This is a genomic window from Candidatus Tenderia electrophaga (assembly GCA_001447805.1).
In the GTDB taxonomy this organism is placed as follows: Bacteria; Pseudomonadota; Gammaproteobacteria; order Tenderiales; family Tenderiaceae; genus Tenderia; species Tenderia electrophaga.
The window spans coordinates 1,418,962-1,444,636 of record CP013099.1 but is presented as its reverse complement, the minus strand read 5'-3'; the positions used below and the strand labels follow the sequence as shown (position 1 = coordinate 1,444,636).

At 60.5% G+C, this 25,675-nt stretch carries 26 protein-coding genes and 1 pseudogene; 7 read left to right on the top strand and 20 right to left on the bottom strand.

Annotated features, from left to right (window positions below; translation table 11 throughout):
• Positions 1–115: 115 nt before the first annotated feature.
• Positions 116–676 carry a hypothetical protein gene (locus Tel_06720; GenBank protein ID ALP52872.1) on the top strand — a complete coding sequence of 187 codons (561 nt, stop codon included), beginning with the start codon at positions 116–118 and terminating at the stop codon, positions 674–676.
• Between the two features lie 49 nt (positions 677–725).
• On the opposite strand, the gene Tel_06715 is transcribed toward Tel_06720, so the two are convergent.
• Positions 726–1,679 (bottom strand): hypothetical protein, encoded by a 954-nt coding sequence (locus Tel_06715; GenBank protein ALP52871.1) that lies wholly within the window; start codon positions 1,677–1,679, stop codon positions 726–728.
• A 457-nt stretch (positions 1,680–2,136) separates the two neighbouring features.
• Between Tel_06715 and Tel_06710 the strand changes: the two genes are divergently transcribed.
• A complete protein-coding gene (locus Tel_06710) occupies positions 2,137–2,637 on the top strand; it encodes a hypothetical protein (protein ID ALP52870.1) in 501 nt (166 codons plus the stop codon).
• 154 nt (positions 2,638–2,791) lie between these two features.
• On the opposite strand, the gene Tel_06705 is transcribed toward Tel_06710, so the two are convergent.
• Positions 2,792–3,100, bottom strand: coding sequence for a hypothetical protein (locus tag Tel_06705; GenBank protein ID ALP52869.1), 309 nt, complete (start codon positions 3,098–3,100; stop codon positions 2,792–2,794).
• Positions 3,101–3,516: 416 nt separating this feature from the next.
• Between Tel_06705 and Tel_06700 the strand changes: the two genes are divergently transcribed.
• Entirely contained in the window at positions 3,517–4,971 is a 1,455-nt protein-coding gene (locus Tel_06700) for a catalase (protein ID ALP52868.1), read from the top strand.
• 227 nt (positions 4,972–5,198) lie between these two features.
• Here Tel_06700 and Tel_06695 read toward each other — a convergent pair whose 3' ends face one another.
• The 12 genes and pseudogenes from Tel_06695 to Tel_06640 all read right to left on the bottom strand — a co-directional run bounded on the left by Tel_06695 (position 5,199) and on the right by Tel_06640 (position 15,833).
• On the bottom strand, positions 5,199–6,500 hold the full coding sequence (locus tag Tel_06695) for an adenylosuccinate synthetase (GenBank protein ID ALP52867.1): 1,302 nt from the start codon (positions 6,498–6,500) through the stop codon (positions 5,199–5,201).
• Between the two features lie 46 nt (positions 6,501–6,546).
• Positions 6,547–7,731: an ATP phosphoribosyltransferase regulatory subunit gene (gene hisZ / locus Tel_06690; protein ALP54761.1), complete on the bottom strand. Its 1,185-nt coding sequence runs from the start codon at positions 7,729–7,731 to the stop codon at positions 6,547–6,549.
• Positions 7,732–7,774: 43 nt separating this feature from the next.
• Positions 7,775–7,963, bottom strand: a complete 189-nt coding sequence (locus Tel_06685; GenBank protein ALP52866.1) for a hypothetical protein — start codon at positions 7,961–7,963, stop codon at positions 7,775–7,777.
• An 83-nt stretch (positions 7,964–8,046) separates the two neighbouring features.
• Positions 8,047–8,925, bottom strand: a complete 879-nt coding sequence (locus tag Tel_06680) for a protease modulator HflC (GenBank protein ID ALP52865.1) — start codon at positions 8,923–8,925, stop codon at positions 8,047–8,049.
• The gene (locus tag Tel_06675; GenBank protein ALP52864.1) at positions 8,925–10,151 is read right to left on the bottom strand and encodes an HflK protein; all 1,227 of its coding nucleotides are present in this window, start codon (positions 10,149–10,151) and stop codon (positions 8,925–8,927) included. The genes Tel_06680 and Tel_06675 overlap by 1 nt, the downstream gene beginning before the upstream one ends.
• 160 nt (positions 10,152–10,311) lie before the next feature.
• Positions 10,312–11,607, bottom strand: a pseudogene (locus Tel_06670) (hypothetical protein).
• A 28-nt stretch (positions 11,608–11,635) separates the two neighbouring features.
• The gene (locus tag Tel_06665; protein ID ALP52863.1) at positions 11,636–11,872 is read right to left on the bottom strand and encodes an RNA-binding protein hfq; all 237 of its coding nucleotides are present in this window, start codon (positions 11,870–11,872) and stop codon (positions 11,636–11,638) included.
• Between the two features lie 142 nt (positions 11,873–12,014).
• Positions 12,015–12,959, bottom strand: coding sequence for a tRNA dimethylallyltransferase (gene miaA, locus Tel_06660; GenBank protein ID ALP52862.1), 945 nt, complete (start codon positions 12,957–12,959; stop codon positions 12,015–12,017).
• 107 nt (positions 12,960–13,066) lie between these two features.
• The gene (locus Tel_06655) at positions 13,067–13,567 is read right to left on the bottom strand and encodes a peptide deformylase (protein ID ALP52861.1); all 501 of its coding nucleotides are present in this window, start codon (positions 13,565–13,567) and stop codon (positions 13,067–13,069) included.
• Between the two features lie 2 nt (positions 13,568–13,569).
• Positions 13,570–14,091: an amino acid-binding protein gene (locus Tel_06650; GenBank protein ID ALP52860.1), complete on the bottom strand. Its 522-nt coding sequence runs from the start codon at positions 14,089–14,091 to the stop codon at positions 13,570–13,572.
• Between the two features lie 40 nt (positions 14,092–14,131).
• Positions 14,132–14,887, bottom strand: coding sequence for a laccase (locus Tel_06645; GenBank protein ALP52859.1), 756 nt, complete (start codon positions 14,885–14,887; stop codon positions 14,132–14,134).
• Positions 14,874–15,833 carry an RNA pseudouridine synthase gene (locus Tel_06640; GenBank protein ID ALP52858.1) on the bottom strand — a complete coding sequence of 320 codons (960 nt, stop codon included), beginning with the start codon at positions 15,831–15,833 and terminating at the stop codon, positions 14,874–14,876. Before Tel_06640 ends, Tel_06645 begins: the two co-directional genes overlap by 14 nt.
• A 158-nt stretch (positions 15,834–15,991) precedes the next feature.
• On the opposite strand from Tel_06640, the gene Tel_06635 reads away from it, so the two are divergent.
• The 3 genes from Tel_06635 (at position 15,992) to Tel_06625 (ending at position 18,424) form a co-directional block, all read left to right on the top strand.
• A complete protein-coding gene (locus Tel_06635; protein ID ALP52857.1) occupies positions 15,992–17,041 on the top strand; it encodes a hypothetical protein in 1,050 nt (349 codons plus the stop codon).
• Between the two features lie 86 nt (positions 17,042–17,127).
• The gene (locus Tel_06630) at positions 17,128–17,883 is read left to right on the top strand and encodes a hypothetical protein (GenBank protein ALP52856.1); all 756 of its coding nucleotides are present in this window, start codon (positions 17,128–17,130) and stop codon (positions 17,881–17,883) included.
• Positions 17,884–17,899: 16 nt separating this feature from the next.
• Positions 17,900–18,424, top strand: a complete 525-nt coding sequence (locus Tel_06625) for a nitroreductase (protein ALP52855.1) — start codon at positions 17,900–17,902, stop codon at positions 18,422–18,424.
• 147 nt (positions 18,425–18,571) lie between these two features.
• Here the strand turns inward: Tel_06625 and Tel_06620 are convergent, their stop codons facing one another.
• Both Tel_06620 and Tel_06615 read right to left on the bottom strand, forming a co-directional pair.
• A complete protein-coding gene (locus tag Tel_06620) occupies positions 18,572–19,333 on the bottom strand; it encodes a sugar ABC transporter permease (protein ALP52854.1) in 762 nt (253 codons plus the stop codon).
• Positions 19,334–19,335: 2 nt separating this feature from the next.
• Positions 19,336–20,268 carry a multidrug ABC transporter ATP-binding protein gene (locus Tel_06615; GenBank protein ALP52853.1) on the bottom strand — a complete coding sequence of 311 codons (933 nt, stop codon included), beginning with the start codon at positions 20,266–20,268 and terminating at the stop codon, positions 19,336–19,338.
• A gap of 77 nt (positions 20,269–20,345) precedes the next feature.
• Here Tel_06615 and Tel_06610 point away from each other — a divergent pair, with 77 nt between their 5' ends.
• Positions 20,346–20,549 (top strand): hypothetical protein, encoded by a 204-nt coding sequence (locus Tel_06610; GenBank protein ID ALP52852.1) that lies wholly within the window; start codon positions 20,346–20,348, stop codon positions 20,547–20,549.
• 301 nt (positions 20,550–20,850) lie between these two features.
• Here the strand turns inward: Tel_06610 and Tel_06605 are convergent, their stop codons facing one another.
• From Tel_06605 to Tel_06590, 4 genes are read right to left on the bottom strand one after another with little or no spacing between them, the layout of a single operon-like run.
• On the bottom strand, positions 20,851–21,483 hold the full coding sequence (locus Tel_06605) for a cobyrinic acid a,c-diamide synthase (protein ID ALP52851.1): 633 nt from the start codon (positions 21,481–21,483) through the stop codon (positions 20,851–20,853).
• Positions 21,484–21,543: 60 nt separating this feature from the next.
• The gene (locus Tel_06600; protein ID ALP54760.1) at positions 21,544–22,596 is read right to left on the bottom strand and encodes a hypothetical protein; all 1,053 of its coding nucleotides are present in this window, start codon (positions 22,594–22,596) and stop codon (positions 21,544–21,546) included.
• An 18-nt stretch (positions 22,597–22,614) separates the two neighbouring features.
• Positions 22,615–24,156, bottom strand: coding sequence for a hypothetical protein (locus tag Tel_06595; GenBank protein ID ALP52850.1), 1,542 nt, complete (start codon positions 24,154–24,156; stop codon positions 22,615–22,617).
• A 24-nt stretch (positions 24,157–24,180) separates the two neighbouring features.
• Complete coding sequence (locus Tel_06590; GenBank protein ID ALP52849.1) at positions 24,181–25,668, bottom strand: polyphosphate kinase 2; 1,488 nt, start codon at positions 25,666–25,668, stop codon at positions 24,181–24,183.
• Positions 25,669–25,675: the final 7 nt, after the last annotated feature.

Below are 25,675 nucleotides of genomic sequence, written 5' to 3'. Positions count from 1 at the left end.
AAAACACAAAGGAGGCCCCGGCCTCCTTTTTTCGTTGCGCCGGTTTGAATCTACGCCCGATTGCCGGGTCAAACAACACGCCCAAACTAATCTCAGTGATCAAGGAGGTGACGGCATGGACGAACAAGCGCATCTGGAAAAGGCGACCCTGGCCGGCGGCTGCTTTTGGTGTATGGAGCCGCCCTTCGACAACTTGGACGGCGTGGTCTCCACCGTTTCCGGCTATGCCGGCGGCCACGTGGACAACCCCACCTACGAACAGGTCTGCAGTGGCAGTACCGGTCATACCGAAGTGATTCAAGTCACCTTCGATACGCGCAAAATCAGCTTCGACGAGGTCCTGGATGTCTTCTGGCGCCAGATCGACCCCACCGCCGAAAACCGCCAGTTCGCCGACGTCGGTTCGCAATACCGCACGGCGATCTTTTATCACGACGACGAACAGCGCCGCATCGCCGAACAATCGAAACAGGCGCTGGAACAATCAGGCCGCTACGACCGATCCATCGCCACCGCCGTCGAGCCCTACACCAACTTCTACCCTGCCGAGGACTATCACCAAAAGTACTACCGCAGTAATCCGCTGCACTACAAGATGTATCGTAGCGGTTCGGGGCGTGCCGGGTATCTGGAGAAAGTATGGGGAACTGAGAAGGAGGATGAGAACCGGCAATAAGCTAGGCCCTCTCGTCCCTCAGCCCCAGCTACGCGCCGACCGCATCGATCTATGGCGGGCCAAGCAACGTATGCGTATCCAGCTCGGCGGTCTTGAAAAGCGCACCGCGGAGAATCGGTCTGGGTTCAGTGAGGCTGTCCCATAGCCACGGCAGACGGGCGAGGCTGCGCTGAACCGGCAGCCGTTGAGAAAGAACCGGCCGCACCTGGCGATCCTGAAGCTCGCCGACCTTGAAAAAGTATTCGTAGTCGGGTTCCAGACCGGCACGCAGATCGATCATCAAGATATCGCCATTGCGTTTCTCAGCGGCATAAAATCCTTTGGTAAACCATTTTACCTTTCTGACCGGTTCGTGGTCCTCTAATCCGGCCAGCACGCCGAGATTACGCGGGAAACGCTCGAATTGGATCGGCTTGTCTTGCTGCAGCAGTGAGTAATAACCGATGCGGTACGCCTCTTGGTCCACGGCCACCACACGCCACAACAGGCTGTTGAAAGGCGTCGGCATGGTCACCACCTGCGCGGGCGGTTGACCGTCACTCGCAAGTTGGTGGTCGGCGATATCATTGACATGAACCTTCGCCCCCACGGTCCACACCAGGTAGATACAACTCAGCGTCAGTCCCAGCTGGTTCCACTGCCGTCCCTTTAAGCGGGAGCGCAACAACCACGCCGCCAGGACGCCAACGAGCAACGGCACTGTGTAGAGAGGATCGATAATAAATATGGTGCCCCACGTGACCGGATCACTGCCCCAGGGCCAGAAGATCTGGGTGCCGAACACCGTAAGGCTGTCCAGCAGGACATGGGTGGACAAGGCCAGGAACACCAACAACAGCCACCCCCGGTAATGGGGGCGCGTCTGGGGATGGATGCGCGTAATCAGGTATGCCACCAGCGGCGCCAACAAAGCCAGCACAAACAGCGAATGACTGGCCGAGCGGTGGAAGATAAAGTCTTGTACTGCATCCCCGAACGGAACCAGCACATCCAGATCCGGCAACGTCCCGCAAATGCCACCCCACAACAGCGCGCGACGCCCAACCTTCCGGCCCAGCGTAGCCTCGCCGACCGCAGCACCGAGGGCAAATTGCGTGAGTGAATCCAAAAATCAACTCCCTGCCAAAGTAAAGATGACGACGTCGCCGCTGACGCACGACACAACCCAACCAGAAACGTGCTATTTGTTTAACGCTTGCGGCATTGCGGCGATAAGACCCAGATACAGCCCATGAGTTCCCCCACTATATCGGCTCGCTGTCGCGGCGGCTCCAGACACAGACACGCTACCGCAGCTGTAAGCCACTGTTTATTGAACGTATGAGACTCTTGAAGCCGAGACCAATATGCTGCTGTTGCAAAAAATACGTAGTATGATGTTTGCACGGCACCGGATGGTGCTGAAAATACAAATATAAGACTCATAACAAATCAGTACGAGGTTTTCTTGGGGAGAATGCATGGGACTTGATTTCGACATCACGTCCGCACCGCCGGACAGCGCGCGGATCGCTGCAGTACGGGCGGAGCTCCTGGCGGAGCACCAACGCCTGCGTTCATTGGACAAGCGCTTCCTGATCGTGGCCGTCACCGCCCTCATAACCATCGTATGCTTCGTCCTATTAGTGGCGGTGCCGGTGGTCAACGATCCCAACACGGAGGGCGACATCGTGTTCATTGCTGTCTACGCGCTGCCGTATCTGGTCGTCTCTGTTTTTGTGGTGGGCAACACCATGCACCATTCCCGCGTCGAGGTGCCGCGCAAGGCCCTCAGGACCGCTGAAGCAGCGCTACAGGAAGGGGCGCAAGAGGATATCGACGCACTGCGCGATGCATGCCGGGCACATGCGCCGCTTGGCACGTATCAGCGTCAGGTAGCGTCCCAAGGTCGTGCCCTGCTCCAGGGCGAACTGGACGCGATGCGCCACTGGTTAGATGAGCATGACGGCCAAGCACGATAGGCCTCTGGCAGCGCCCGCCTGACAGTGAGGATTACTAATGCCTGCCAGCAAGGGTCAGCTGTCTTGCTTCAAGAGATCAATCCCCCATCGAGCGCGATGCCCCTGCTGATGAGAACTTATGGATCAAAGACCGTGCAAAAACCGGGGCACTGCATCAAAGTGAGGCGTAATAGGCAGCCAGATCGGCCATCTCCTGCTCGCTCAATTTTTTCGCCATCATCTCCATCATCATGTGCTTGCGCTCGCCTGCCTGGTACGCCTTGAGACTCTGAACGAAAGCATCCGCGTCCATCCCCGCCAGCGCCGGATTGCTGCCCATGCCCTGGCCCTCAGGGCCGTGGCAGCTGCTGCACTGCGCTGACAAAGATTTGCCTTGCTGAGCATTACCTGCCGACACCGGCGCCGCAAACAACATTACGGCCAGACACACCCCTACCCCTTGGACTGCTGTTAGTATTTTCATTGTTGCGAAACTCCCGGGTTGATTATTGACGATATAAAACTAAGCGATGCGACAGCGATGCTGCCCCCACGTCTGAGTGAGCAAGTGACGTGCCAATGACGAAAAATATTCCGGACGCCCGTCATTTCACGTGTTCCTAGGATAGGGGCTACGGTGCATAGCAAGAAAACTAAACGAACGACGGTGAAAACTGGAAGACTGATTCCCAGTGTGGCATAACAAGATCACACCTGAGAAGTGTTATTTTATGCGGGCAGGCAGGGATGAGCTAAGGCATGACCCTCATCACGATCAAGCCGATCAGGCAGCAAAGCTCTCCATGCCAATGCTGCCACTCGATATACTCAAGACGCAAACAGGACTCAATGGCAATGATTGCCAATTGTCGAAACGCATCATACAACGGAGGTATTACAATGAAGAAAGATGACCGCACACCCACCACGAACGATGCCGGTATACCCGTCCCCAGCGATGAGTACTCGCTCACCGTCGGTCCAGACGGCCCCCTTCTGTTGCAGGATCACTATCTCATCGAACAGATGGCAAACTTCAATCGCGAGCGCATCCCGGAGCGCCAGCCTCATGCCAAAGGCTCCGGCGCCTTCGGCCATTTCGAAGTGACTCAGGACGTCAGCGAATACACCAAGGCCGCGGTCTTTCAGCCGGGCACCAAGACCGATACCCTGATCCGTTTTTCCACCGTCGCCGGCGAACGCGGCAGCCCCGACACCTGGCGCGACCCGCGCGGCTTCGCGCTGAAGTTCTACACCCGCCAAGGCAACTACGATATGGTGGGCAATAACACGCCGGTGTTCTTCATCCGGGACCCGATGAAGTTCCAACATTTCATCCGCTCACAAAAACGTCGCGCCGATTCCGGCCTGCGCGATCACGACATGCAGTGGGATTTCTGGACCCTGTCACCCGAGTCGGCCCACCAGGTCACCTGGCTGATGGGTGACCGCGGCATTCCCAAAAGCTACCGGCACATGAACGGTTACTCCAGCCACACCTACATGTGGGTCAATGCCAAGGGCCAGCGCTTCTGGGTGAAGTATCACTTCAAGACCGATCAGGGAATCGACTTCCTCACCCAGGCAGACGCCGACCGGATCGCCGGCGAGGATTCCGATTATCACCGTCGCGACCTGTTCGACGCTATCCAACGCGGCGACCACCCGAGCTGGACCCTGAAGGTGCAGATTATGCCCTTCGACGATGCCAAAGACTATCGCTTCAACCCCTTCGACCTGACCAAGGTCTGGCCGCACAGCGACTATCCGACTATGGAGGTCGGCCGGTTGACACTCACGCGCAACCCCACCGACTTCCACACCGAGATCGAACAGGCCGCCTTCGAGCCCAACAACCTGGTGCCCGGCATCGGTGTCAGCCCGGACAAGATGCTGCTGGCGCGCGTCTTCTCCTACGCCGACGCCCATCGCGCGCGCCTCGGCGTCAACTACAAACAAATCCCGGTCAACTCGCCGCAAGTGCCGGTGCACAGCTATAGCAAAGACGGCGCGATGCGGGTGCAGAACGTCAGCGATCCGGTCTACGCGCCGAATTCCAAGGGCGGCCCACAGGCCGATCCCGAGCGCTATCCCTACGTGGAAAAATGGGAGGCCAGTGGCGAGTTCATGCACGCCGCCTACACGCCGCACGAGGACGATGACGACTTTGTCCAGCCCGGCACCCTGGTTCGCGAAGTCATGGACGCCGCCGCCAGGGATCGGTTGGTCTCGAACGTCGTGGGCCACCTCAAGGACGGGGTTACTCAAGCCGTGCTCGAGCGCGCCTTTGAGTATTGGCGCAAGGTCGATAGGGATGTTGGTGATCGTATTGCCAAGGCGTTCAAGGACAAGTAATTCGCGCCCGCCTTTCTCACCGGGATCGTGGGAGCAGGCGCAGGATTCGTGTTCGTAGACGCCGCGCCGGAGCACAAGGCCTAGCTGTCAACTACGCTTTGAGTGAAGGGGAGCGCGAAGACACGCCTGAGCCGTGATAGACCAAGGGTGGGCACAGTCCCTCAAAGCGAAAGGCCGCAGCGCATTGCCAGCGCTGCGGCCTTTTTCACAACCGGGATCGGTCCGGGCTAGTCCTCGAACGGGTTCCTGAGCACAATGGTCTCCTCCCGGTCCGGCCCGGTGGAGATGATGTCAATCGGCACACCGACGATCTCTTCGATACGTTTAAGATAAGCGCGCGCGCTTTCGGGCAGCTCTTCATAGCGTTTGACCCCGACGGTGGATTCCTTCCAGCCGGGCATGTCTTCGTAGACCGGTTGGCACTCTTGCAGCACTTCGGCGGCCAGGGAGGCTGAGTTGTATTCCTGCCCGTTGCAGTTGTAGCCGACGCAGATGCGGATGGTGTCGAGGCCGTCGAGCACATCAAGCTTGGTGATGCACAGCCCGGTGACACTGTTGATCTGGTTGGAGCGGCGCAGGGCGACGGCATCGAACCAGCCGCAGCGGCGCGCACGCCCGGTGGTGGAGCCGAATTCGTGACCGCGGCTGGCCAGGTGTTCGCCCATTTCGTCGAACAGTTCGGTGGGAAACGGGCCGGCGCCGACGCGGGTGGTGTAGGCCTTGGTAATGCCGATGACGTAGTCCAATTCGCGCGGCCCCATGCCACTGCCGGTCGCGGCGCCACCGGCGGTGGTGTTGGACGAGGTGACAAAGGGATAGGTGCCATGGTCGATGTCGAGCAAGGCCCCCTGAGCGCCTTCATAGAGCACGTCTTCGCCGCGGTCGTGATACGCGTGCAGCATACCGGTGACATCGGCCGCCATGGGCTCCAGCTCTTCGGCCCAGCTCATGCTCTGCTCCAGGACTTGCTGAAAATCCACCGGGTCGGTCTTGTAGTAGTTCTGCAGAACAAAATTGTGATAATCGAGAACCTCGCCCAGCTTGGCGGCGAAACGCTCGCGGTGGAACAGGTCGTCGACACGCAGGCCGCGACGGGCCACTTTGTCTTCATAGGCCGGGCCGATGCCGCGGCCGGTAGTGCCGATGGCCAGCTTGCCGCGCGCCTTTTCACGCGCCTGGTCGAGGGCGACATGATAAGAAAGGATCAAGGGGCAGGAGGGGCTGATCTTGAGGCGCTCGCGCGCGGGCACGCCCTTGGCCTCCAGGCCTTCGATCTCCGTGAGCAAAGCTTCGGGGGACAGCACGACACCGTTGCCGATCAGGCATTGCACGTTTTGGCGCAGGATGCCGGAAGGAATCAGATGCAGGACCGTCTTCTCGCCGTTGATCACCAGGGTGTGCCCGGCGTTATGGCCGCCCTGAAACCGCACCACGGCCGCGACCTTGTCGGTCAGCAGATCGACGATCTTGCCCTTGCCTTCATCGCCCCATTGGGTGCCGATGACAACTATGTTCTTACCACTGCTCATTGTTGTTCACCATTTAAAAAAGATTGTGGCTAAAGTGGCTTAGCCGCTAAACAGACATTACATCCCAACCCGTGTCACCCTGCGCCAGCCGACGGTCGCAGCCGAAATCCGCGGCCTCGCCGGTCTGGCCCGGCAGCATGGCGACGACACGCTCTCCCTGTGCGCGCAGCTGGGCGATTTTAGCATCTAAGGCGGCATCCTCCACCGCCGGGGCGAAGATCCCCGCCGGCGTGGGCGGATGATTTTGACTCAGGGCCACCAGGGTCTTGAGATCGCTGCTGAAACCGGTGGCCGGCCGGGCACGGCCGAAGGCCTTGCCGATGTCGTCGTAGCGGCCGCCGCGGGCGATCTCCTGACCGTGGCCGGGGACAAAGGCGGCGAACACGACGCCTGTCTGATAGCGATAGCCGCGCAGTTCGGCCAGATCAAAATACAAAGGCAGGTCGCCGATATGGCGCGCGGCCGTTTCGGCGATGCGGGTCAGGTTCTCCAGCGCGGCCTGCACGCCGGCGCCGGCATTGCCGAACACCTCGCGCGCGCGCTCCAAGACGGAACGGTCGCCGTTCAGATCCACTAAGCCTGCGAGCTGGCGGCGCAGCGGCTGCTTGACCGACCACTGCGCCAGGCAGGCGTCTATCTCGGGTTTGGCCTTGCGCTGCAGGGCCTCGAACAAGGTGACTTCCTGCTCGGCGCTGAGACCGGCCTCCTTCACCAGTTCGCGGTAGATACCGACGTGGCCCAGATCGATGTGGATGTTGTCCACGCCGGCCTGTTTCAGGGTCTCCACCATCAGGCGCAGGATCTCCACGTCGCTCTCGATACCGGCGTGGCCGTAGAGTTCGGCCCCCACCTGCAGCGGCGCGCGCGCGCGTGCGAAACCGGAGGGGCGGGTATGCAGCACCGGGCCGATGTAACACAGCCGGGTGGGCAGGTCGCGCTTGAGCACGTGGGCATCGATGCGCGCCACTTGCGGCGTCATGTCGGCGCGCACCCCCATCAGGCGGCCGGTGAGCTGGTCGGTGAGTTTGAAGGTTTGCAGATCGAGATCGTTACCGGTGCCGACCTGCAGGGATTCCAGATATTCGATCAGCGGCGGCATCACCAGTTCATAGCCCCAACCGTTGAAGGTGTCGAGCAGACGGCGGCGCAACTGTTCTAGTTGTTGCGCCTGGGCCGGCAACAGCTCGACGATGCCTTCGGGCAGCAGCCAGCGATCATTTTTGGGTGTCACGTTTCCAGCCATGTGTCTGTACGGATTCGTCTCGTGTTCGTGGCTAACGCACCAGGCCCAATACCACCAGGCCGGCGATCATGCTTACCAGACCGGTGAGGCGCAGGGTCTTATCGTCCATCTGCGTCATTTGTTGCCAGGCGCTGCGCATGCCGCTGGGGCTGATAAAGGGCAACAAGCCCTCGATCACCAGTACCAGAGCCAGGGCGGCCCATAAGTCTTGCCACATCATAATTTTCAAAAAAAGCGGGCATCATGGAATGATGCCCGACGGGGTTATTGTACCTGTTTATGCGCGAAAATGGAGGTCTGCGACTATTTAGCCGTCCCCTTCGGGTCCGCAAAATAGCGGAAGAAGTCCGCATCCGGCTCGATTACCAGCATGTCGTTCTTGCTTCTGAACGAGCTGCGGTAGGCGCCGAGACTACGATACAGGGCATAGAACTCGGGATCTTTTTCAAAAGCGGTGGCGTAGGTCTTCGCCGCCGTCGCGTCCCCTTCACCGCGCAGTTGCTCGGCTTCACGGTAGGCCTCGGCCAGGATCACGGTGCGCTGGCGGTCGGCATCGGCGCGGATTCTCTCCGCTTCCTCGGCACCCAGCGAACGCAGGTCGTTGGCGACGCGGGTACGTTCCGCCTCCATACGACGGTAGATGGCCTCGCTGATATCGCCTTTGAGGTCGATACGCTTGATGCGCAAGTCCACCACGTCCATACCGAACTCTTCCACCTGTTTGTCGGCGCTGGTCACCAGGATGTCCATGATCTCGGCACGCTCACCGGAGACCACCTCCTGGATGGTGCGCTTACCGAACTCATCGCGCAGGCCGTTTTTGATGATCTGCGACAGGCGCACATTGGCCAGCCGTTCATCCCCGCCCATGGAGGTAAAGAACTCGGCCGCATCAGTGATCTGCCATTTGACGAAGGCGTCCACCACCACGTTCTTCTTTTCCGCGGTGAGGAAGGTCTCGGGCTCGGCGTCCATGGTTAGGATACGGCTGTCGAACTTGCGCACGTTATTGATGAACGGGATCTTGAAATGGAGGCCGGGCTCAATTTCCGACTTTTCGATTTCACCCAAGCGCAACAGGATGGCCTTCTGCCGCTCATTGACGGTATAGACCGAGAATAGCCCTAAGATCAGGGCAAAACCCAGGACGATGACAATGGCGATACTCTTATTCTGATTCATTAACGTCTCTCCCTGCTGCGGACGTCGCTGTCACGCCGCATTAACTGCTGGGCCGATTGCGCCTGATCTTTCAGGCCCGACAGGGCCGAACTGAAATCGGATGAGGAAGATGAAAGCGGTGTCGAGTCCGAATCACGCATAATCCGATCCAACGGCAGGTACATAATATTGTTGCCGCCTTCCACATCCACCATCACCTTGGATGAATTGGACAGCACTTCTTCCATGGTCTCAAGATAAAGACGCTGGCGTGTCACATCCGGGGCGGCGGTATACTCACTTAGGATGTTCTCAAAACGTTGCGCCTCACCCTCGGCCTTGGCAACCACCTCTTCCTTGTAGGCATTGGCCTCCTCGATTTGCCGTGCCGCGGCACCGCGTGCTCGGGGCAGAACATTATTGGAGTAGGCCTCGGCCTCGTTGATCAAACGGATCCTGTCCTCACGCGCCTTGACCGCGTCGTCAAAGGCGTCTTGAACCTGGTCCGGCGGCTGGGCATCCTGCATGTTGACACTGGTTACTATCAGGCCGGTCTCATAGCGGTCGAGGATGTCCTGTGTCAGGGCCTGGATACGATTGACGATTTCACCGCGACCTTCGGTCAGCACAAAGTCCATATTGCTTTTACCCACCACTTCGCGCACCGCACTCTCGGTGGACTCACGCAGGGTCAGGTCGGGATTGCGCACATTGAACAGATAATCGCGCGCCGACTTGATGCGGTACTGCACCGCGAACTGGGCGTCGACGATGTTTTCGTCACGGGTCAGCATCAACGACTCGCTGCCGACCGAGGTGCTCGTGGTCGACCGACCGCCGCTGGAAGAACGATAGCCGATCTCGACGTTACGGATCTGGGCGACATCGACGCGCTCCACCGTTTCAATCGGTCGCGGCAGGCGCACGCCCAGGCCCGGCTGCATGGTGTCCACGTACTCGCCGAAGCGCATCACCACGCCGCGTTCCGCCGGCTGTATGATGTGGACCATGTCATAGACCAACCAACCCCCGACCAGCACCAGGATCATGATCCCCATGCCGGCGGTGCCGCCCTTACCCGGGGATTGGCCACCACCACCGCCGCCTTTCTTACCACCGAAGAGGCCGCCCAGCTTGTTCTGCATCTTGCGGATCACTTCGTCCAGGTCCGGCGGACCTTGATCACCTTTGTTCTTGTTTCCCCAGGGATCGTTGTCCTTCGACCCACCCGGCTCATTCCAGGCCATTCGTTTCTCCAATCGCTATAAAAGTCGTAAGCCAGCCGGCATTGCTAAACCGGAACTGGCAATTTTAGGAATCTTAGCCCTTAGCTGCAAGGCTAAACTAAAGATTTATAACCGAATTAAGCGGTTCGTCTGAAACAACCTTGCACTCCTTACCGTGGCACAAGGCGTCCACCTGACGCGGCCAGGCGAGGATTTCCAGCAGCCAGTCGCCGTTTTCAAGCACTTCCTCGTGCTGTACCAAGTCGCGCTCGAAGAGCTCGGCGCGCAAACGACCGGCCTGGGGTTCGAGACGTAAACGGTAGTGCTGACGGCAGCTTACCTGCCCGAAGGAAATCTCCTCACCTGCTTCTTTGGCCTCGCGCCACTGCAGTAGTTCCGTCAAGGCCTGCTTCAGCAAGTCCAAACCGGCTCCGCTCTTGGCCGACGCCCAGACCCGCAGCGGCCGGCCGTCTGCGTCGCGGTCGATACGCGGTGCCGCGCCGGCGATCAAATCGATCTTGTTATAAATTTCAAGCTGGGGGACGTTCTCGGCCCCCACCTCTTTTAATACCTCATTGACCTCGTTGATGCGCTCGTGTCGCTCATCATCATGGGCGTCGATGATGTGCAGCAGCAAGTTCGCCTGTTCGGTCTCTTCCAGGGTGGAGCGAAACGCCGCCACCAGGCTATGGGGGAGATGGCGAATAAACCCGACCGTATCCACCAGGATGGTGTCATGTTGGGTCTCCACCTCCAACTTGCGTAGGGTCGGGTCCAGCGTGGCAAAGAGCTGGTCTTTGGCATACACATCCGAGTCCGTCAGCGTATTGAACAGGGTCGATTTACCGGCGTTGGTATAGCCCACCAGCGACACCGTGTGCACCATGGATTTGCGCCGCGACCGGCGCCGGTCCTCGCGCTGGCGGCGCACCTTTTCCAAGCGCTTGTTGAGCTGCTTGATACGCTGACCGATCAAGCGGCGGTCAGTCTCCAGCTGGGTCTCCCCCGGGCCGCGCAGGCCGATACCGCCCTTTTGCCGCTCCAGATGGGTCCAGCCCCGCACCAGGCGGGTGGACAAGTGGCGCAACTGGGCCAGTTCCACCTGCAGCTTGCCTTCGAAGGTATGGGCGCGCTGGGCGAAGATATCCAGGATCAGACCGGTGCGGTCCAATACCCGGCATTTCAATAAACGCTCCAGATTACGCTCCTGGGACGGCGACAGGGTGTGGTTGAAGATCACCAGCTCGGCCGCTTCGGCCCCGGCGATATCAACGATCTCCTCGGCCTTGCCGCCACCGATAAAATACTTGGGATCAGGCGCCCGGCGGCTGCCCTGCACGATGGCCACAGGGGCAGCGCCGGCCGACAAAGCGAGTTCTTTGAACTCCTCTAACTCTTCACGCGCGTCCTCCACCTGAAAGTCCAGGTGCACCAGAACGGCACGTTCACCCACATTGGGGCGTTCAAAAAACTCCACTTAATCGTTTACCCGACGGCCTGAATGATTAACCGGCGGCATCATCAGCCTGAGGCAGTTTAACCGTTTTGGCCGGCACAATGGTGGAAATGGCATGTTTGTAAACCATTTGACTGACACTGTTTTTCAATAACACCACAAACTGATCGAATGAATCGATCTGACCCTGCAGTTTGATGCCGTTCACCAGATAGATGGAGACCGGAATCTTCTCCTTACGCAGGGTATTCAAAAAAGGGTCTTGTAAGCTTTGCCCTTTACTCATTACGTTACTCTCCTTTAGTTATTGTTTATGGAGCGTACTTCGTTATGCCAAGCCGCCGGACGCCTTGTCTTCAAGGGCCGGGGTTCGGTTTGGCGCGTTCTTCCCTGATACGCAACACCTGAAAATACTAGCACACCCACATCTATTCGGATAAGTTGAGGGTAGTACTTATATATTTCAAGGCCTGCGGCAACAAATCGTCGGCTTCGCTATCCAGCCAGGCCGCGCCCTGCTCGGCCCGCAACCACGTCAACTGACGCTTGGCAAACTGGCGCGTCGCCGCGACGCCGCGTTCGACCAATGCCTCATAACCGTACTTTCCATCAAGGTATTCCCACGCCTGGCGGTAGCCCACCGCGCGCATGGCGGGCATAGACAGCGCCAAATCGCTGCGTTGCCGCAGCCGTGCCACCTCGTTGATAAACCCCTGTTCAAGCATGCGCTTAAACCGTTTTTCGATGCGCGCATGCAAAGTGGCGCGGGACGCGGGGGCGATGATCAGCTTCGACAGGCGATAGGGCAGGCGGTTCCCGGCGGTCCGGGCCTGCAGTTCGCTCATGGGTTTACCGCTGATTTCAAAGACCTCCAGGGCGCGCTGGATACGTTGCGGGTCGTGGGGATGAATGCGCGCGGCGGCCTGAGGATCGACCTGCTGCAAGCGCTTGTGCATCGCCGCCAGGCCCGTTTCCTCCAGCTCGGCGTCAAGCCGGGCGCGAACCGCGGCATCCGCCGCCGGCAGTTGCGAGAGGCCCTGCTCCAGGGCACGGAAATAAAGCATGGTCCCGCCCACCAGCAGGGGAATGCGCCCGGCCGCCGTGATCTGCGCCATAGCCGCCAGGGCATCCTCGCGAAAGCGGGCGGCGGAATACGTCTCGGCCGGATCGAGGATATCGATCAAGCGGTGCGGCGCCCGCTGCAATATCTCCGGCTCAGGCTTGGCCGTGCCCACATCCATGCCGCGATAGACCAGGGCGGAATCGACACTGATCAACTCGCAGGGCAGTGTTTCGGCCAGGGCGATGGCCAAGTCGGTCTTACCGGCCGCCGTCGGGCCCATAACAAAAATGGCCGGGGGGAGATCAGACACTAGATAAACCCGTTCAGTACCGTAAGCACCAGCATCAGCAGAATCAAACCGCCGAAGACAAGGCTCATCATGATTTTTTGCAGCTTCATAGCCAACGCTTTTGCGTGTTAGGTGTAAACCTTGCGCCGAAACAGATCGCTACGGCGGCTCACCAGCCGGTCGAGGAACAGCAGCCCCTCGAGATGATCCAGTTCGTGCTGAATGGCGCGCGCCTCGAAACCGCTGCTTTGCAGGGCGTGCGGCTGGCCGTACTCATCGAAATATTCCACGCTGATGTGCTCGGCGCGGACGACGTTGCCGGTGTAGTCCGGCACCGACATGCACCCCTCGCGGCCCTTGGTGAAACCGTCGTAGGCGACGATTTCCGGATTCACCAGCACCAGGCGGCCGTGATGCTCGATGTCGGGCTTGCCTGAGACATCGACGACGGCCACGCGGATAAACTCAGCCACCTGCGGCGCGGCAATGCCCACGCCGCCCGGCCCGGCGCGCATGGTCCGTTCCAGCTCTGCGATGAATTCGCGCAGACAGTCATCAAAGGTCTCTACCGGCGTCGAGGACTGCTTGAGGCGCGGGTCGGGATACTTCAATATTTCCAACACCGCCACGGCTAACCGATCATGGTATCGATGGGGCTCAGCCGGGCCTCGACGCCCTCTTTAACCACCACGTCGAGCGCCGATTCCAGTGCCTTGATCCCCTCCCCGGCGACACCGTCGATATGCATGACGTAGAGGGGCTGGTCTTCCGTACCGCCCACATCGGAGTCCAGATTGACGATGTTGAGCCCGGCCTCGGCCAAGGCCCCGGTGACATGGGCGACGATGCCGGGACGGTCGGCGCCGTAGACGGTGATGTGCACATCCGGCTCCAGGTGGCGGTGCAGGTGGCCGTCCATGTTATCCACGTGCACATGCAGGCCCATGGACTCGGCCACCGTGGCGAGCAGGTTTTGCAGCGATTTCACCGTGCCGTCGTGGCGCACCATCATCATGATGGTGAAACTGTCGCCGAGCCGGATCATGGAGGTCTCGCCCAGGTTGCAGCCACCATCATATAGGGCGGTGGTGACATGGGAGACGATACCCGGCCGGTCTTTACCGACCACTGACAGGATGTACCAATGGGTCATACGTTTACCTCCGACAAGGCGTGTCCGGCCTCATCATAGCTCATTCGTGGGCCAGCCAGATCAGGCTGGCCATGCGCCCGGTGACAGCGTCGCGGCGGTAGGAATAGAAGCGTTCCTGATCACTGAACGTACACCAATGACCGCCATAGACCCGTTCGACCCCGAGCCGGGTCAGACGCTGTGCCGCCAACTGGTAGATGTCCGCCAGCCAGCGCCCCCGGGGTGACGGCTGAAACGCGGTCGCGGCCTGCGCATCGACGTCGAGAAACTGGGCGCGCACCGCCTCGCCCACCTCAAAGGCGGCCGGGCCGATGGCCGGCCCCAGCCAGGCCATCAGCTTGTCCGCCGACACGCCCATGCGCCGCACGGTCGCCTCGATCACGCCGTGCACCAGGCCGCGCCAACCGGCATGGACCGCGGCCACGACGGTGCCATGCCGGTCGCACAGCAATACCGGCAGGCAATCGGCGGTCATTACCGTGCACACCACACCGGATTGACGGCTAAAGGCGGCGTCGGCCTCGGGCCTGCCGTGGACGGTCGCCGCATCCACCACCACCACACCGTGCACCTGCTTGAGCCAGACAGGGTCTGCGGGCAGCTGATGTTGTTGGCGCAAGCGACGACGATTTTCAGCCACTGCATCGGGGACATCGCCCACATGGTCACCCAGATTAAGGCTGTCATAGGGCGCCACACTCACCCCGCCCAAACGTGTGGTGCTGCCCGCCCGTACCCGCGCCGGTGCCGGCCAGTCAGGCACAATCCAGCCAACATTCTGATCAGGCATGCTCATCGGCGTCCTGTTGTAAGACTTCCAGCAGGCGGACCATGTCGTCGGGCAACGGCGCCTGCCATTCCAGCGGCTCGCCGCTGGCGGGGTGCTCCAGCCCGAGCCGCGCCGCGTGCAGAGCCTGGCGCCTAAAGCGGCGCAGGGTTGCCATCATCTGCTCGCTGCTATCGGGCGGAATGCGCAAACGCTGGCCGTAGACCGGATCGCCCACCAGGGGATGGCGAATATGGGCCATGTGGACACGGATCTGGTGGGTGCGGCCGGTATCCAGATCGACACGGATATGGCTGTGGGCGCGAAAACGCCGGATAACGCGGTAGTGGGTCACGGCCGGCTTGCCGTTGGCCACCACTGCCATGCGCTTGCGGTCCACCGGATGCCGGCCGATGGGCGCCTCCACCGTGCCGCCGCTGGGCATAACGCCGCAGATCACCGCCTGGTACTGGCGCTTCATGACCCGCGCCTGCAGCATGTCCACCAAGTGTTTTTGCGACTTCAGAGTGCGTGCCACCACCAGCAGGCCGCTGGTCTCCTTATCGAGTCGGTGGACGATGCCGGCGCGCGGCACCGCGTCCAGCTCCGGGGCGTGGTTGAGCAAGGCGTTGACCAGGGTGCCATCCGGATTGCCGCTGGCCGGATGCACCACCAGCCCCGCCGGCTTGTCGATGACCAGGATGTGCTCGTCCTCATAGACGATGTTTAACGGGAGGGGCTGCGCCTGCCAAGTCACCTCGCGCGCGGCGGTGGCCTGGACCGCCACCTGCTCGCCGCCCAGCAGTCTATCCTTGGGGCGCAGTTGTTTGCCATCCACCTGCACCTGGCCCGCCTTGATCCACTGCTGCAAACGGGCGCGGGAATAATCGGGAAACAGCTGCGCCAGCACCTGATCCAGGCGCTGTCCGGCCAGGGCCGCCGGTACCGCTGCAGAAAGAGTTTCTAAATCGGACATAAATACTTGAAAAATAAAAAATCGCACCTACACCAAACACCGCGATGCGAGCAGAGTCATCCCCCTCCTCGCCACCGTCCACAGCCCCACTGGCCAAATGGATATGCAGTCGGTATTCTAGCCTGACTTCTTAACGATTGCTTGTTCAAACTTTGCACATGAAAGCGTACTCCCCACTCGCCGCCCTGATACTCATTACCCTGATCAGCGGCTGCGCCAGCATGACACCGCAAACTCAGCAAGTGCAGGCCAGCCTGTCCCCCGAACACTACTACGGCGAGGCGCGCAAGGCCCAGGCCGGCGGCGACCACGCCGGCGCCATCCAGGCCTTCAAGGAACTAGAAGACCGGTATCCACTCAGCCCCTATGCCCAGCTGGCGCCGCTGGAGATCGCCTACGCGCAATACAAACTGGGCGAATACGACGCCGGCGCGGCCCAGACCGAGCGCTTCATCACCAACCATCCCGAGCACGCCAATCTGGACTACGCCTATTATCTCAAGGGCCTGATCCGCTCCGCCCAAGGCACGGCCAACCCGGAGGCGGCGCCCGCTCAGCAGGCCATCGTCGATCCCGAGCATGCCCGCCAAGCGTTCCAGAGTTTCTCCCTGCTGGTGCAAGGTTTTCCCGACAGCGGCTATCGCGACAACGCCCTGCAGCGCATGGCCCAGCTGCGCAACCTGCTGGCACGCCACGAACTGGAAAGCGTCAGGCAACAACTCGAACAGGGCCGGCAGCAGGCCGCGATCCGACGTGCCAAATATATCGCCGAACAATATCCCAAGACCCCCGCCGCGCGCGAAGCCTTGGAGCTGATCACCTCCTCCGCCAGCACCACCATCTCGGGCGTCGAGGTAATGCCGGTCACCGCGCCCATCGCCCCCACCTTGGCGCAGGAATCCATTCACCGCGAAGAATGGCTGCTACAACAAAACCCCCGGCACTTCACCCTGCAGATCGCCGGCACCAGCAGCCAGGAAGGTCTGCAGCGCTATATCGAGCAGCACCAGCTGCAGGATCAGAGCGCCTACTTTCGCCGCATGCACAACAATAAAGCCTGGTATTCCCTGCTCTACGGCAACTACGGCAGCCGCGACCAGGCCATCGACGCCGCCGAGCGGCTCAAGACCGAACTGGGGCTGGACAATATCTGGATCCGGCGCTTTAACGACGTGCAGGCCTCCATCATGGAAGGCCACGACAATTAATCCGGCCCACAGGCCGGCAGCACTATGCTAGGCTACGCCGGACCGCGCCGCACACCCGCACCAGCACAAACCATTCCGGAACCGCTATGTCATTTTTGAAACAGATAGTCGCCTTTTCCCTGCTACTCGCCCTGCTGAGCGGCTGCGCCTCGACGCAGGACCCGAGCACCTGGTCCGCCAAGCGCTTTTATGACGAAGCCCGCGACGCCATGGAGGTGGAGGATTATCAAAGCGCTATCAAATATTACGAGGATCTGGAGATCCACCACCCCTTCAGTCCCTTCGCCCAGCAGGCCCAGCTGGAAGTGATCTACGCCTACTATAAATACGACGAGCCCGAGTCGGCCATCGCCGCCGCCGACCGTTACATCAAGCTTTATCCGCGCGCCGCAGACGTGGACTACGCCTACTACCTGCGCGGCCTGGTGAGTTTCGAACGCGGCATGGGCAGTCTCGACCTGTGGCTCGGCCTGGAGGCCGACAGGCGTCAACCGCAAAGCGCCCGTAACGCCTACCGCTATTTTGAAGAACTGATCAAGCGCTTTCCCGACAGCCGATACGTCGCTGACGCCAAACAGCGCATGCTGCATCTGCGCAATCAACTGGCGCGCTACGAACTCAATGTAGCCGATTATTATTTCCGCCGCGGCGCCTACCTGTCCGCTGCCAACCGCGCCAAATACGCCCTGGAAAACTATCCTCAGACACCGGCCATCCCCGACGCCCTTGTTATAATGATCAAGGCCTATCGCCGCCTCGGCGTCGCAGACCTGGCCGCCGATGCCTTAGAGGTAATGCAACTGAACTACCCCGATCACGAGGCCCTGAACCAACTCAACTGACGCGAGGAACCAGCGCATGTGGGACTTTTTTGAAACGGTACGTCATCGTCATTCGGTACGCAGTTATCAGAGCGATCAGCCCGTCGAACAGGAAAAACTCCACGCCATTCTCGAGACCGCCTGCAGCGCCCCCTCCGCCGGGGACCTTCAGTCCTACCGGATCATAGTGGTCAGCAGCCCGGAAAAACGCCGGGCGCTGTCGGGCGCGGCACAACAACAGGCCTTCATCGCCGAAGCCCCGGTGTGCCTGATCTTCTGTGCCGAACCGGAGCGCTCCGCGCAAAAATACGGCGAGCGCGGGCGCGACCTCTACGCCCTGCAGGACACCACCATCGCCGCCGCCTACGCCCAGCTGGCCGTGGTCGCCGCCGGCATGGCCTCCACCTGGGTCGGCTATTTCGATGAAGCCAAGGTGAGGGAGATCATTGGCCTTGAGTCCGGGCCGGTGCCCGTCGCCATGCTCAGCCTCGGCTACCCCGCGGAACTGCCCGAGCCCACCCAACGGCGGCGACTGGACGAGATCGTCAGCCACCTCGATTAAGGCGGCTCCCCGCGGTTACAGCCCCAGGCCGAGACACGCCTCCGCCGGCGGCGCATGGAGCCGGGTAAGGCTGCAAATCCATTGTTGGACGAGGCGCGGGGCGCACCGCTGTTGCGTTTAGCGCTGGCCACGAAGCCTGCCCACCTGTCATTGCTTCAAGCGGTAGCCGGTCTTGAATATCCAGGCAATCAGGGCCAGGCAGGCAAGCATAAACAGGCAGATCATAGCCAGGCTGAGCGCGACGTGGACGTCGGCGACGCCGTAAAAACTCCAACGGAAACCACTGATGAGATAGACCACCGGATTGAACAGTGAAATGGTGTGCCAGGGTTCCGGCAGCATATCGATGGAATAAAAGGCGCCACCGAGGAAGGTCAGTGGCATGACGACCATCAGCGGCACGATCTGCAGCTTTTGAAAATCGTCCGCCCACAGCCCGATGATAAAGCCGAACAGGCTGAAGGTAATCCCAGTGAGCAGCAGAAAGGCCGCCATCCAGCCCGGGTGGGCAATATCGTAATCGACAAACAATCGCGCCGTGGCCAGGATCAACAAACCGAGCACAATCGACTTGGACGCCGCCGCGCCAACATAGCCAAGCACGATTTCGATTGGCGAAATGGGCGCGGAGAGCACTTCGTAAATCGTGCCCATGAATTTCGGAAAGTAGATTCCGAACGAGGCATTGGAAATGCTTTCGTTGAGCAGGGACAGCATGAGCAGGCCGGGGATGATAAAGGCGCCGTAGCTGATGCCGTCGATCGCGCCCATACGTGAACCGATGGCGGCCCCGAACACCACGAAATACAGCGAGGTCGACAATATGGGCGAGGCGACGCTTTGGGTCAGGGTGCGGGCGGTGCGCGCCATTTCATGTCTATAGATTGCGCCGATAGCGTAGATATTCATATTCATTTCACCAGATCGACGAAGATATCTTCCAGCGAACTTTCGCTGGTGTGCAAGTCGCTAAACTCGATGCCCAATTGATCCAGACGCCGCAATAATTCATGGATGCCGCTGTGTTCGTTCTGGGTATTGAAGCTGTAGTCGAGGGTATAGCCGTCTTCCGACAGTTCGAGGGGATAATCCGACAGTGCCTCCGGCACGGCGGCCAAGGGCTTGGCAAGCGACAGACTCAACCGCTTCTTGCCCAGTTGTTTCATCAGTGCCGCCTTCTCTTCCACGATGACGATCTCGCCGCGGTTGATCACCCCGATACGATCCGCCATCTCCTGCGCCTCTTCGATGTAATGGGTGGTCAGAATAATAGTCACGCCCTGCGCCTTCAGGCGGCGCACCATTTGCCACATGTCACGCCGCAGCTCCACATCCACACCGGCGCTGGGTTCGTCGAGAAACAGGATCTCTGGTTCATGGGCCAGCGCCTTGGCGATGAGCAGGCGCCGCTTCATGCCGCCCGATAACTCCATCACCTTGGTTTTACGCTTATCCCACAGGGCGAGCTCACGCAGGATTCGTTCGATCACCCCCGCATTCGCTGACTTGCCGAACAGGCCGCGGCTGAACTTCATGGTGGCTTCCACGCTTTCAAAGGCGGAGGTGAACAGTTCCTGCGGCACCAGGCCGATCTTGGCGCGCGCCGAACGATAGTCGCTGATGATGTCGCAGCCGTCGACACGCACGCTGCCCGCGCTCGGGGTGACGATGCCGCAGATGATATTGATCAGGGTCGTCTTGCCCGCGCCATTGGGGCCCAACAAGGCGAAGATCTCGCCGCGCCGAATATCCAGATCGATATGGGCCAAGGCCTGAAAGCCGGAGTCATAGGTTTTGCCAAGACCTGCGATCGATATTACCGGTTCCACGTACGTCCCTTTCATCGACTTTAAAGAAATTCCAATATTAATCCCGACATCCTGGCGCCACCCCTGCTGCATCCGGTCACTTCAGGGTTCGCTTGGGGTTGGGTGCGGGCAAATCCAACGGCGTTACCGCGTTAGGCAGGACAGGTGTCAAAAGCGGCCTGGGTGAACTGCCGGACGAGACCGGGCGCACGCACGTCATCGGTGTGAGCCTGTGCGCGGACGCCGGCGTCACCCTGTCGCTGCATAGCGCCGCTCTGGTGTACGACGACACGATGGAATTAGTGCTGCTGGCGTAGCACGGGATGCTGTTGGACTCATTCAGTGCCGCCATGGCGGGTTTGGCCTGGCGGCGGCTGGCCACGCGCGCGCCGCGCCGGACGCAAACCCTAAGTCTGTCGCGGCGCCGCCCCAAGTACGACAGCCGGTGGCGCACCCATCAGTCAGGCCAGACCCGACGCGCAGCAAACACTATCGCCGGCGCGTCCTGCTCGGCCGAGATCCGGGGCCGCACCGCGGGCGTGTGCTGCCCGGCCGCCTGTTTCATCTTGGCCTGGCGCACGCTGTTGGCCAGTTTGGTTCCGGTTTGCGCTCTTTCACTCATAACACCTCCTCGATGATTGCATCAATTTCCGCCGCGGCGGGCTCGCCGCGCTTACCCATACAATACACACTCAGCCCTTCCAGTGCCGCATTGCGATAGATGGCGCGACGGCGCAGGTGGCTGTTCAGTGCGGGGATATCAAATTCCTCCAGCGCCTGTTTCATACCCTGGGACAATGCGGAACGCGGTTCCAGTTGATTGACCAGGATATAGGCCGCCAGGCGCGGGTTGCGCAGCTTCACCTCCTCGATGGCATTGGCCAGGCGCAGGCTGGCCCACAGGTCCACCGGCGAGGGCAGGGTCGGTATCAACACCGTATCCGCGATGCGCATGGCCGCCCGGGTTACCTCGGTCTCTAGTGTCGGCGGACAATCGATCAGGACGTATTGATAGTCCTCGGCGAAGCGCCCCACCTCGCGCCCCAGATTATCGGCCACCGCGATGACCGACACCGGAAACGGCTTTTCATCGCTCGACAGACCGGCCCATTGCAGCGCCGAGCCCTGTGGGTCGGCGTCGACCACCAGGGTACGCCCGCGCCGCGCAAGGCCGGCGGCCAGATTCATGGTCAGGGTGGTTTTACCCGTTCCCCCTTTTTGATTCGAAATCGATATCACGGCTGATGACATAGTCCATCCACACTTATGCTGCTGATTTATTGATTGCCTCGGCGCCCCCACGCGCCCATTCTACCCGCTTTGGCGGCGCGCGTGAGCAGCGCCCCTGGCCGCAACCAGCCAACGCCGCAAGGCGGTATTCGACAGCACCAGTAATGCCGACCTGAGCATGATGGCATAGACCCGCCGCCGTTCCACCTTGATGCTGATGTCCGCATCCAAGCAGTGATCGCTGGACGCCAGCCTTGCCAACGTCTCCAAGCCGATCATCAAGGGCCACAGCGCTGCCAGGCGCAGACGCACACACCGGCGCGGGATAGCCAGCACATACGCCTCCGCCGCCGCAAAGTGTTGCAGCGCCAGGGTGATGCCGTGCTCGAGCAAGGGCTTGGCGTGAGCGCTGTTGTTCGGTTCCAATAACTGCGCCACGCTCAGATCGTATTGCCGCAGCCATTGCCGGGGCAGATAACAGCGGCCGATGCGCAGGTCGCGCGGCAGGTCGCGCAGGATATTGGTGAGCTGCAAAGCCTTGCCGAAACGCACGCCCTTCTCCACCAGTGCGTCTTGGTCCCAGTGCTTCAGTGCGGCGACATGGACCATGCTCATTTCGGTCCAGAACTGCCCGACGCAGCCGGCCACGAGATAGGTGTACCGGTCGAGTTCATCCTCCCGCTGCAATGCCTTGATCGCGCCGCTCTCCTCGGCCGGAAAGGTATTTAGATCAAACACCATGCCGTCGGTCAGTGTCGTGACCACCTGGCGCATGCGCTCACGGTCCGCCGCGGGCTGTGCCGCGAATAAGGTGAACAGTTGCGGCAAGCTTTCCAGCAAACGTGCCTCATCCCGATTGGCCAGCCTGTTCCGCAATGCGAATTGAATCTCGTCGCAGCCACCGGCCGCGCCCGGGCTTGCAATATAGGTTTTAAAACACTGCAGATACTGCAGCCGCCGATTTGGCGGCACCACGGGAGTATCGGCCAGGGTATCGGCGGCACGCGCCAATAAATAGGCCAGGCCGATGGGCTCGCGCAAGGGCCCCGGCAACACGCGCAGGGTGAGATAGAAACTGCGCGACACCCCTTTGAGGATGTCACGCAGCAAGCGTTTCCTTTCGCGCCTGTGAATCTGCGTCAAAGGAAACTCCTAACCCGCCTGATACCAGAGCGGTCCAGCGGGCCCCAAGGGCACACCAATTACCATCCATACCAGCAGCAGCGCAATCCAGATCACCGCGAAGACGACGACATAGGGCAACATCAAGGCCGCCAGCGTACCGAAACCGGCCTGAGGCAGATAACGCTGCAGAAACGCCAACACGATGACCATGTAAGGATTCAGCGGCGTGATCACATTGCTGACCGAATCGCCGACGCGGTAGGCGGCCTGGGTCAGTTCCGGGCTGATGCCCACCTGCATGAACATGGGCACGAATACCGGCGCGAAAAAGGCGTACTTGGCCGAGGCCGAACCGATGAACAGATTACCCAGCATCACTACCATGACGAAGGCCGCGATCAGAAACCAGGGCGCCACTTGGGCCTGGGCCAGTAATTGACCGCCGACCACGGCCAACATCTCGCCCAGGTTGGAATGATTGAAAAAGGCGATGAACTGGGCGGCGAAAAAGGCCAACACGATATAGGGACCAAGTGCCGACATGGTCTCGCTCATCAGCCGCGCCACGTCCTTTTCCGACTGCAGGGTGCGGGCGGCAAAGCCGTAGGCCAGGCCGGGGATGAGAAACAGGATCAGGATCAAGGGCACAATGGCCTCGATCCAACGCGCGAAGCGTTCGCCTTGTCCGTACAAAGGGGCATCGGGAATAAAGATCAATGCCAAGACGATAGCCAGTGAGATCACCACTGAGACAAGCGCCATTTTAAGCCCGCGGCGCATATTGTCAGCGGAGATCTGCGTGGCAGGGTCGTCATCTACACGGACATAATCATAGTCGGCCGCGGCCAACCGAGGCTCGACAATGCGCGCCGTCACCCACCAACCTGTCAGCGTTAACACAATAGTGGAGGCGATCATAAACCACCAATTGGCCGTGGCGCTGACCCGATAGGCCTGGTCGACCAATTGCGCACCGGCCTGGGAAAAGCCCGCCAACAGCGGATCCAGCGCCGTGATCAACAGATTGGCGCTGAAGCCCGCCGACACGGCGGCGAAGGCCACGGCGATGCCCGCCAGGGGCGAACGCCCCATGGCTAAATACAAGGCTGCGGCCAAGGGCGGCAGCACCACATAACCGGCATCCAGCGCCATGGACGACATGACACCCAGGAAAAACACCATGGGCGTCAGCAACCCACCGGGGGTTTTGCGCACGCCGCTCTGTAACAGGGCGGCCACCAGGCCGCTGCGCTCGGCCACACCGATGCCGATCATGGCCACCAACACCAGGCCCAGGGGCGGAAAGTTGATGAAGTTATCCACCAGATGGCTGAGCACCCACCAGATGCCGTCGCTGTCCAGCAGCCCCACCGCTTCAACCTCGACCTGTTGCTTCACGCCCGCCACGTCGGTGACGCTTTTGCTGACACGCCAATCCAGTGCGGCCGCCAATTGTGAAACCAGCATGACCCCCAGGGCGGCAAAACCAAACAGCGTGGCCGGATGGGGCAGGCGATTACCGGTTCGCTCGACCCAGGCGAGTAGTCTTGTTGAGGTTTGCGCAGCCATCGCCTAAGAATAACGGAAACAGGCTTAGTTTGTGTGTAAGGCCTGGTCCAGACGCTCACACACCTCTTTCAGCACATTGATACGGGCATAGTATTTGTCATCAGCCGGAATCAGACACCAGGGCGCCTTGCCGGTGCTGGTGCGCAGCACCATTTCGTTCACCGCCGCCTCATAGGCATCACGCTTGTCGCGGTTACGCCAATCATCATCGGTGAGCTTGTATTGTTTCCACGGTGTTTGTTGGCGTTGCTCAAAACGCTTCAATTGCTCCTCGGGTGTCACGTGCAGCCAGAACTTGAGCACCGCCGCCCCGCTGTCCACCAGCTGCTCTTCAAAATCATTGATTTCCTGATAGGCCCGTTGCCACTCATCCGTCCGGGCCAGTTGCTCCACCCGCTCCACCAGCACCCGGCCGTACCAGGAGCGATCGTAGAGTGTCATGTAACCGGCCCTGGGCACCTGACGCCAGAACCGCCACAGGTAATGGTGAGCCAGCTCCTCGTCGCTGGGCGCGGCGACGGAATGGCTGCGATACAACCGCGCGTCCACGGCACTGGTAAGCCGACGGATAGCGCCGCCCTTGCCGGCCGCATCCCAGCCCTCGAACACGATCACCGTGGACATACCGGCGTCGTAGGCCTGCCAGGCCAATTCGGAAAGTTGCTTCTGATAGTGTTTGAGTTGCGCCTTGTAGTCCGACTTGGCCAAGGCCGTGCCCATATCCAGCGTATCCAAGATACTTGCGCCGGATGCATCGACGCCGACCAGAGGATTCGGCACCGCCAGGCGACGATCCGCGACGCGATGCTCGGCCAAGCGTTGCGTAAGCCCGGCGCGGATCGCCTGCGCCACACTGATGTCGCGAAAATAATCATCCTCCGCCTCGATCAAGTTCCACGGACACACACGGGTGTCGGTGCGACTGATCAGGCGTGCGGCGGAGAGCACAAACGGCTTATAGTCGACGCCGCCGTGTTCATCGCCTTTCTCAGCCCGCACATGCTTGGCCGCCTCGCTGCGCTGCTTGATACGCTGATGAAAGGTCTTTTTGGAAAGGTGAAACCAGAGCTTTATGATCAACATGCCGTCCTGGTGCAACATGTGCTCCAGCTCTTTGATGCGCTGGCCGCCATCGTCCAGTTCGGCATCGCTGGCCTGACCGCGGCAGTGACGATAAATGGGATCCCAATACCATGCGCCGAACATAATGCCGATGGCGCCGCGCGCCGGCAGACCCATCCAGTAGCGCCAGTATTCGGGTCGCTGTGTCTCCGCCGCCGTTTCATCCCAAAAGGCGTGGGTGGCCATGTCGCGGTTGTCCAACCACTTATTGAGACGGTTGACCACCGCGCCCTTGCCGGCCCCTTCGACCCCGGCAATGACAATCAGGGCGGCCACCTTGGCCTCGGCCAATTGCCGCTGCAACTGCAGCAACTCGGCGCGGAACGTCGTCTCGGCCTGCTTGAATTCGGCTTTCGACAGGGATTGTCCCAGCTCAACGGCTTCGAACATGATCGCC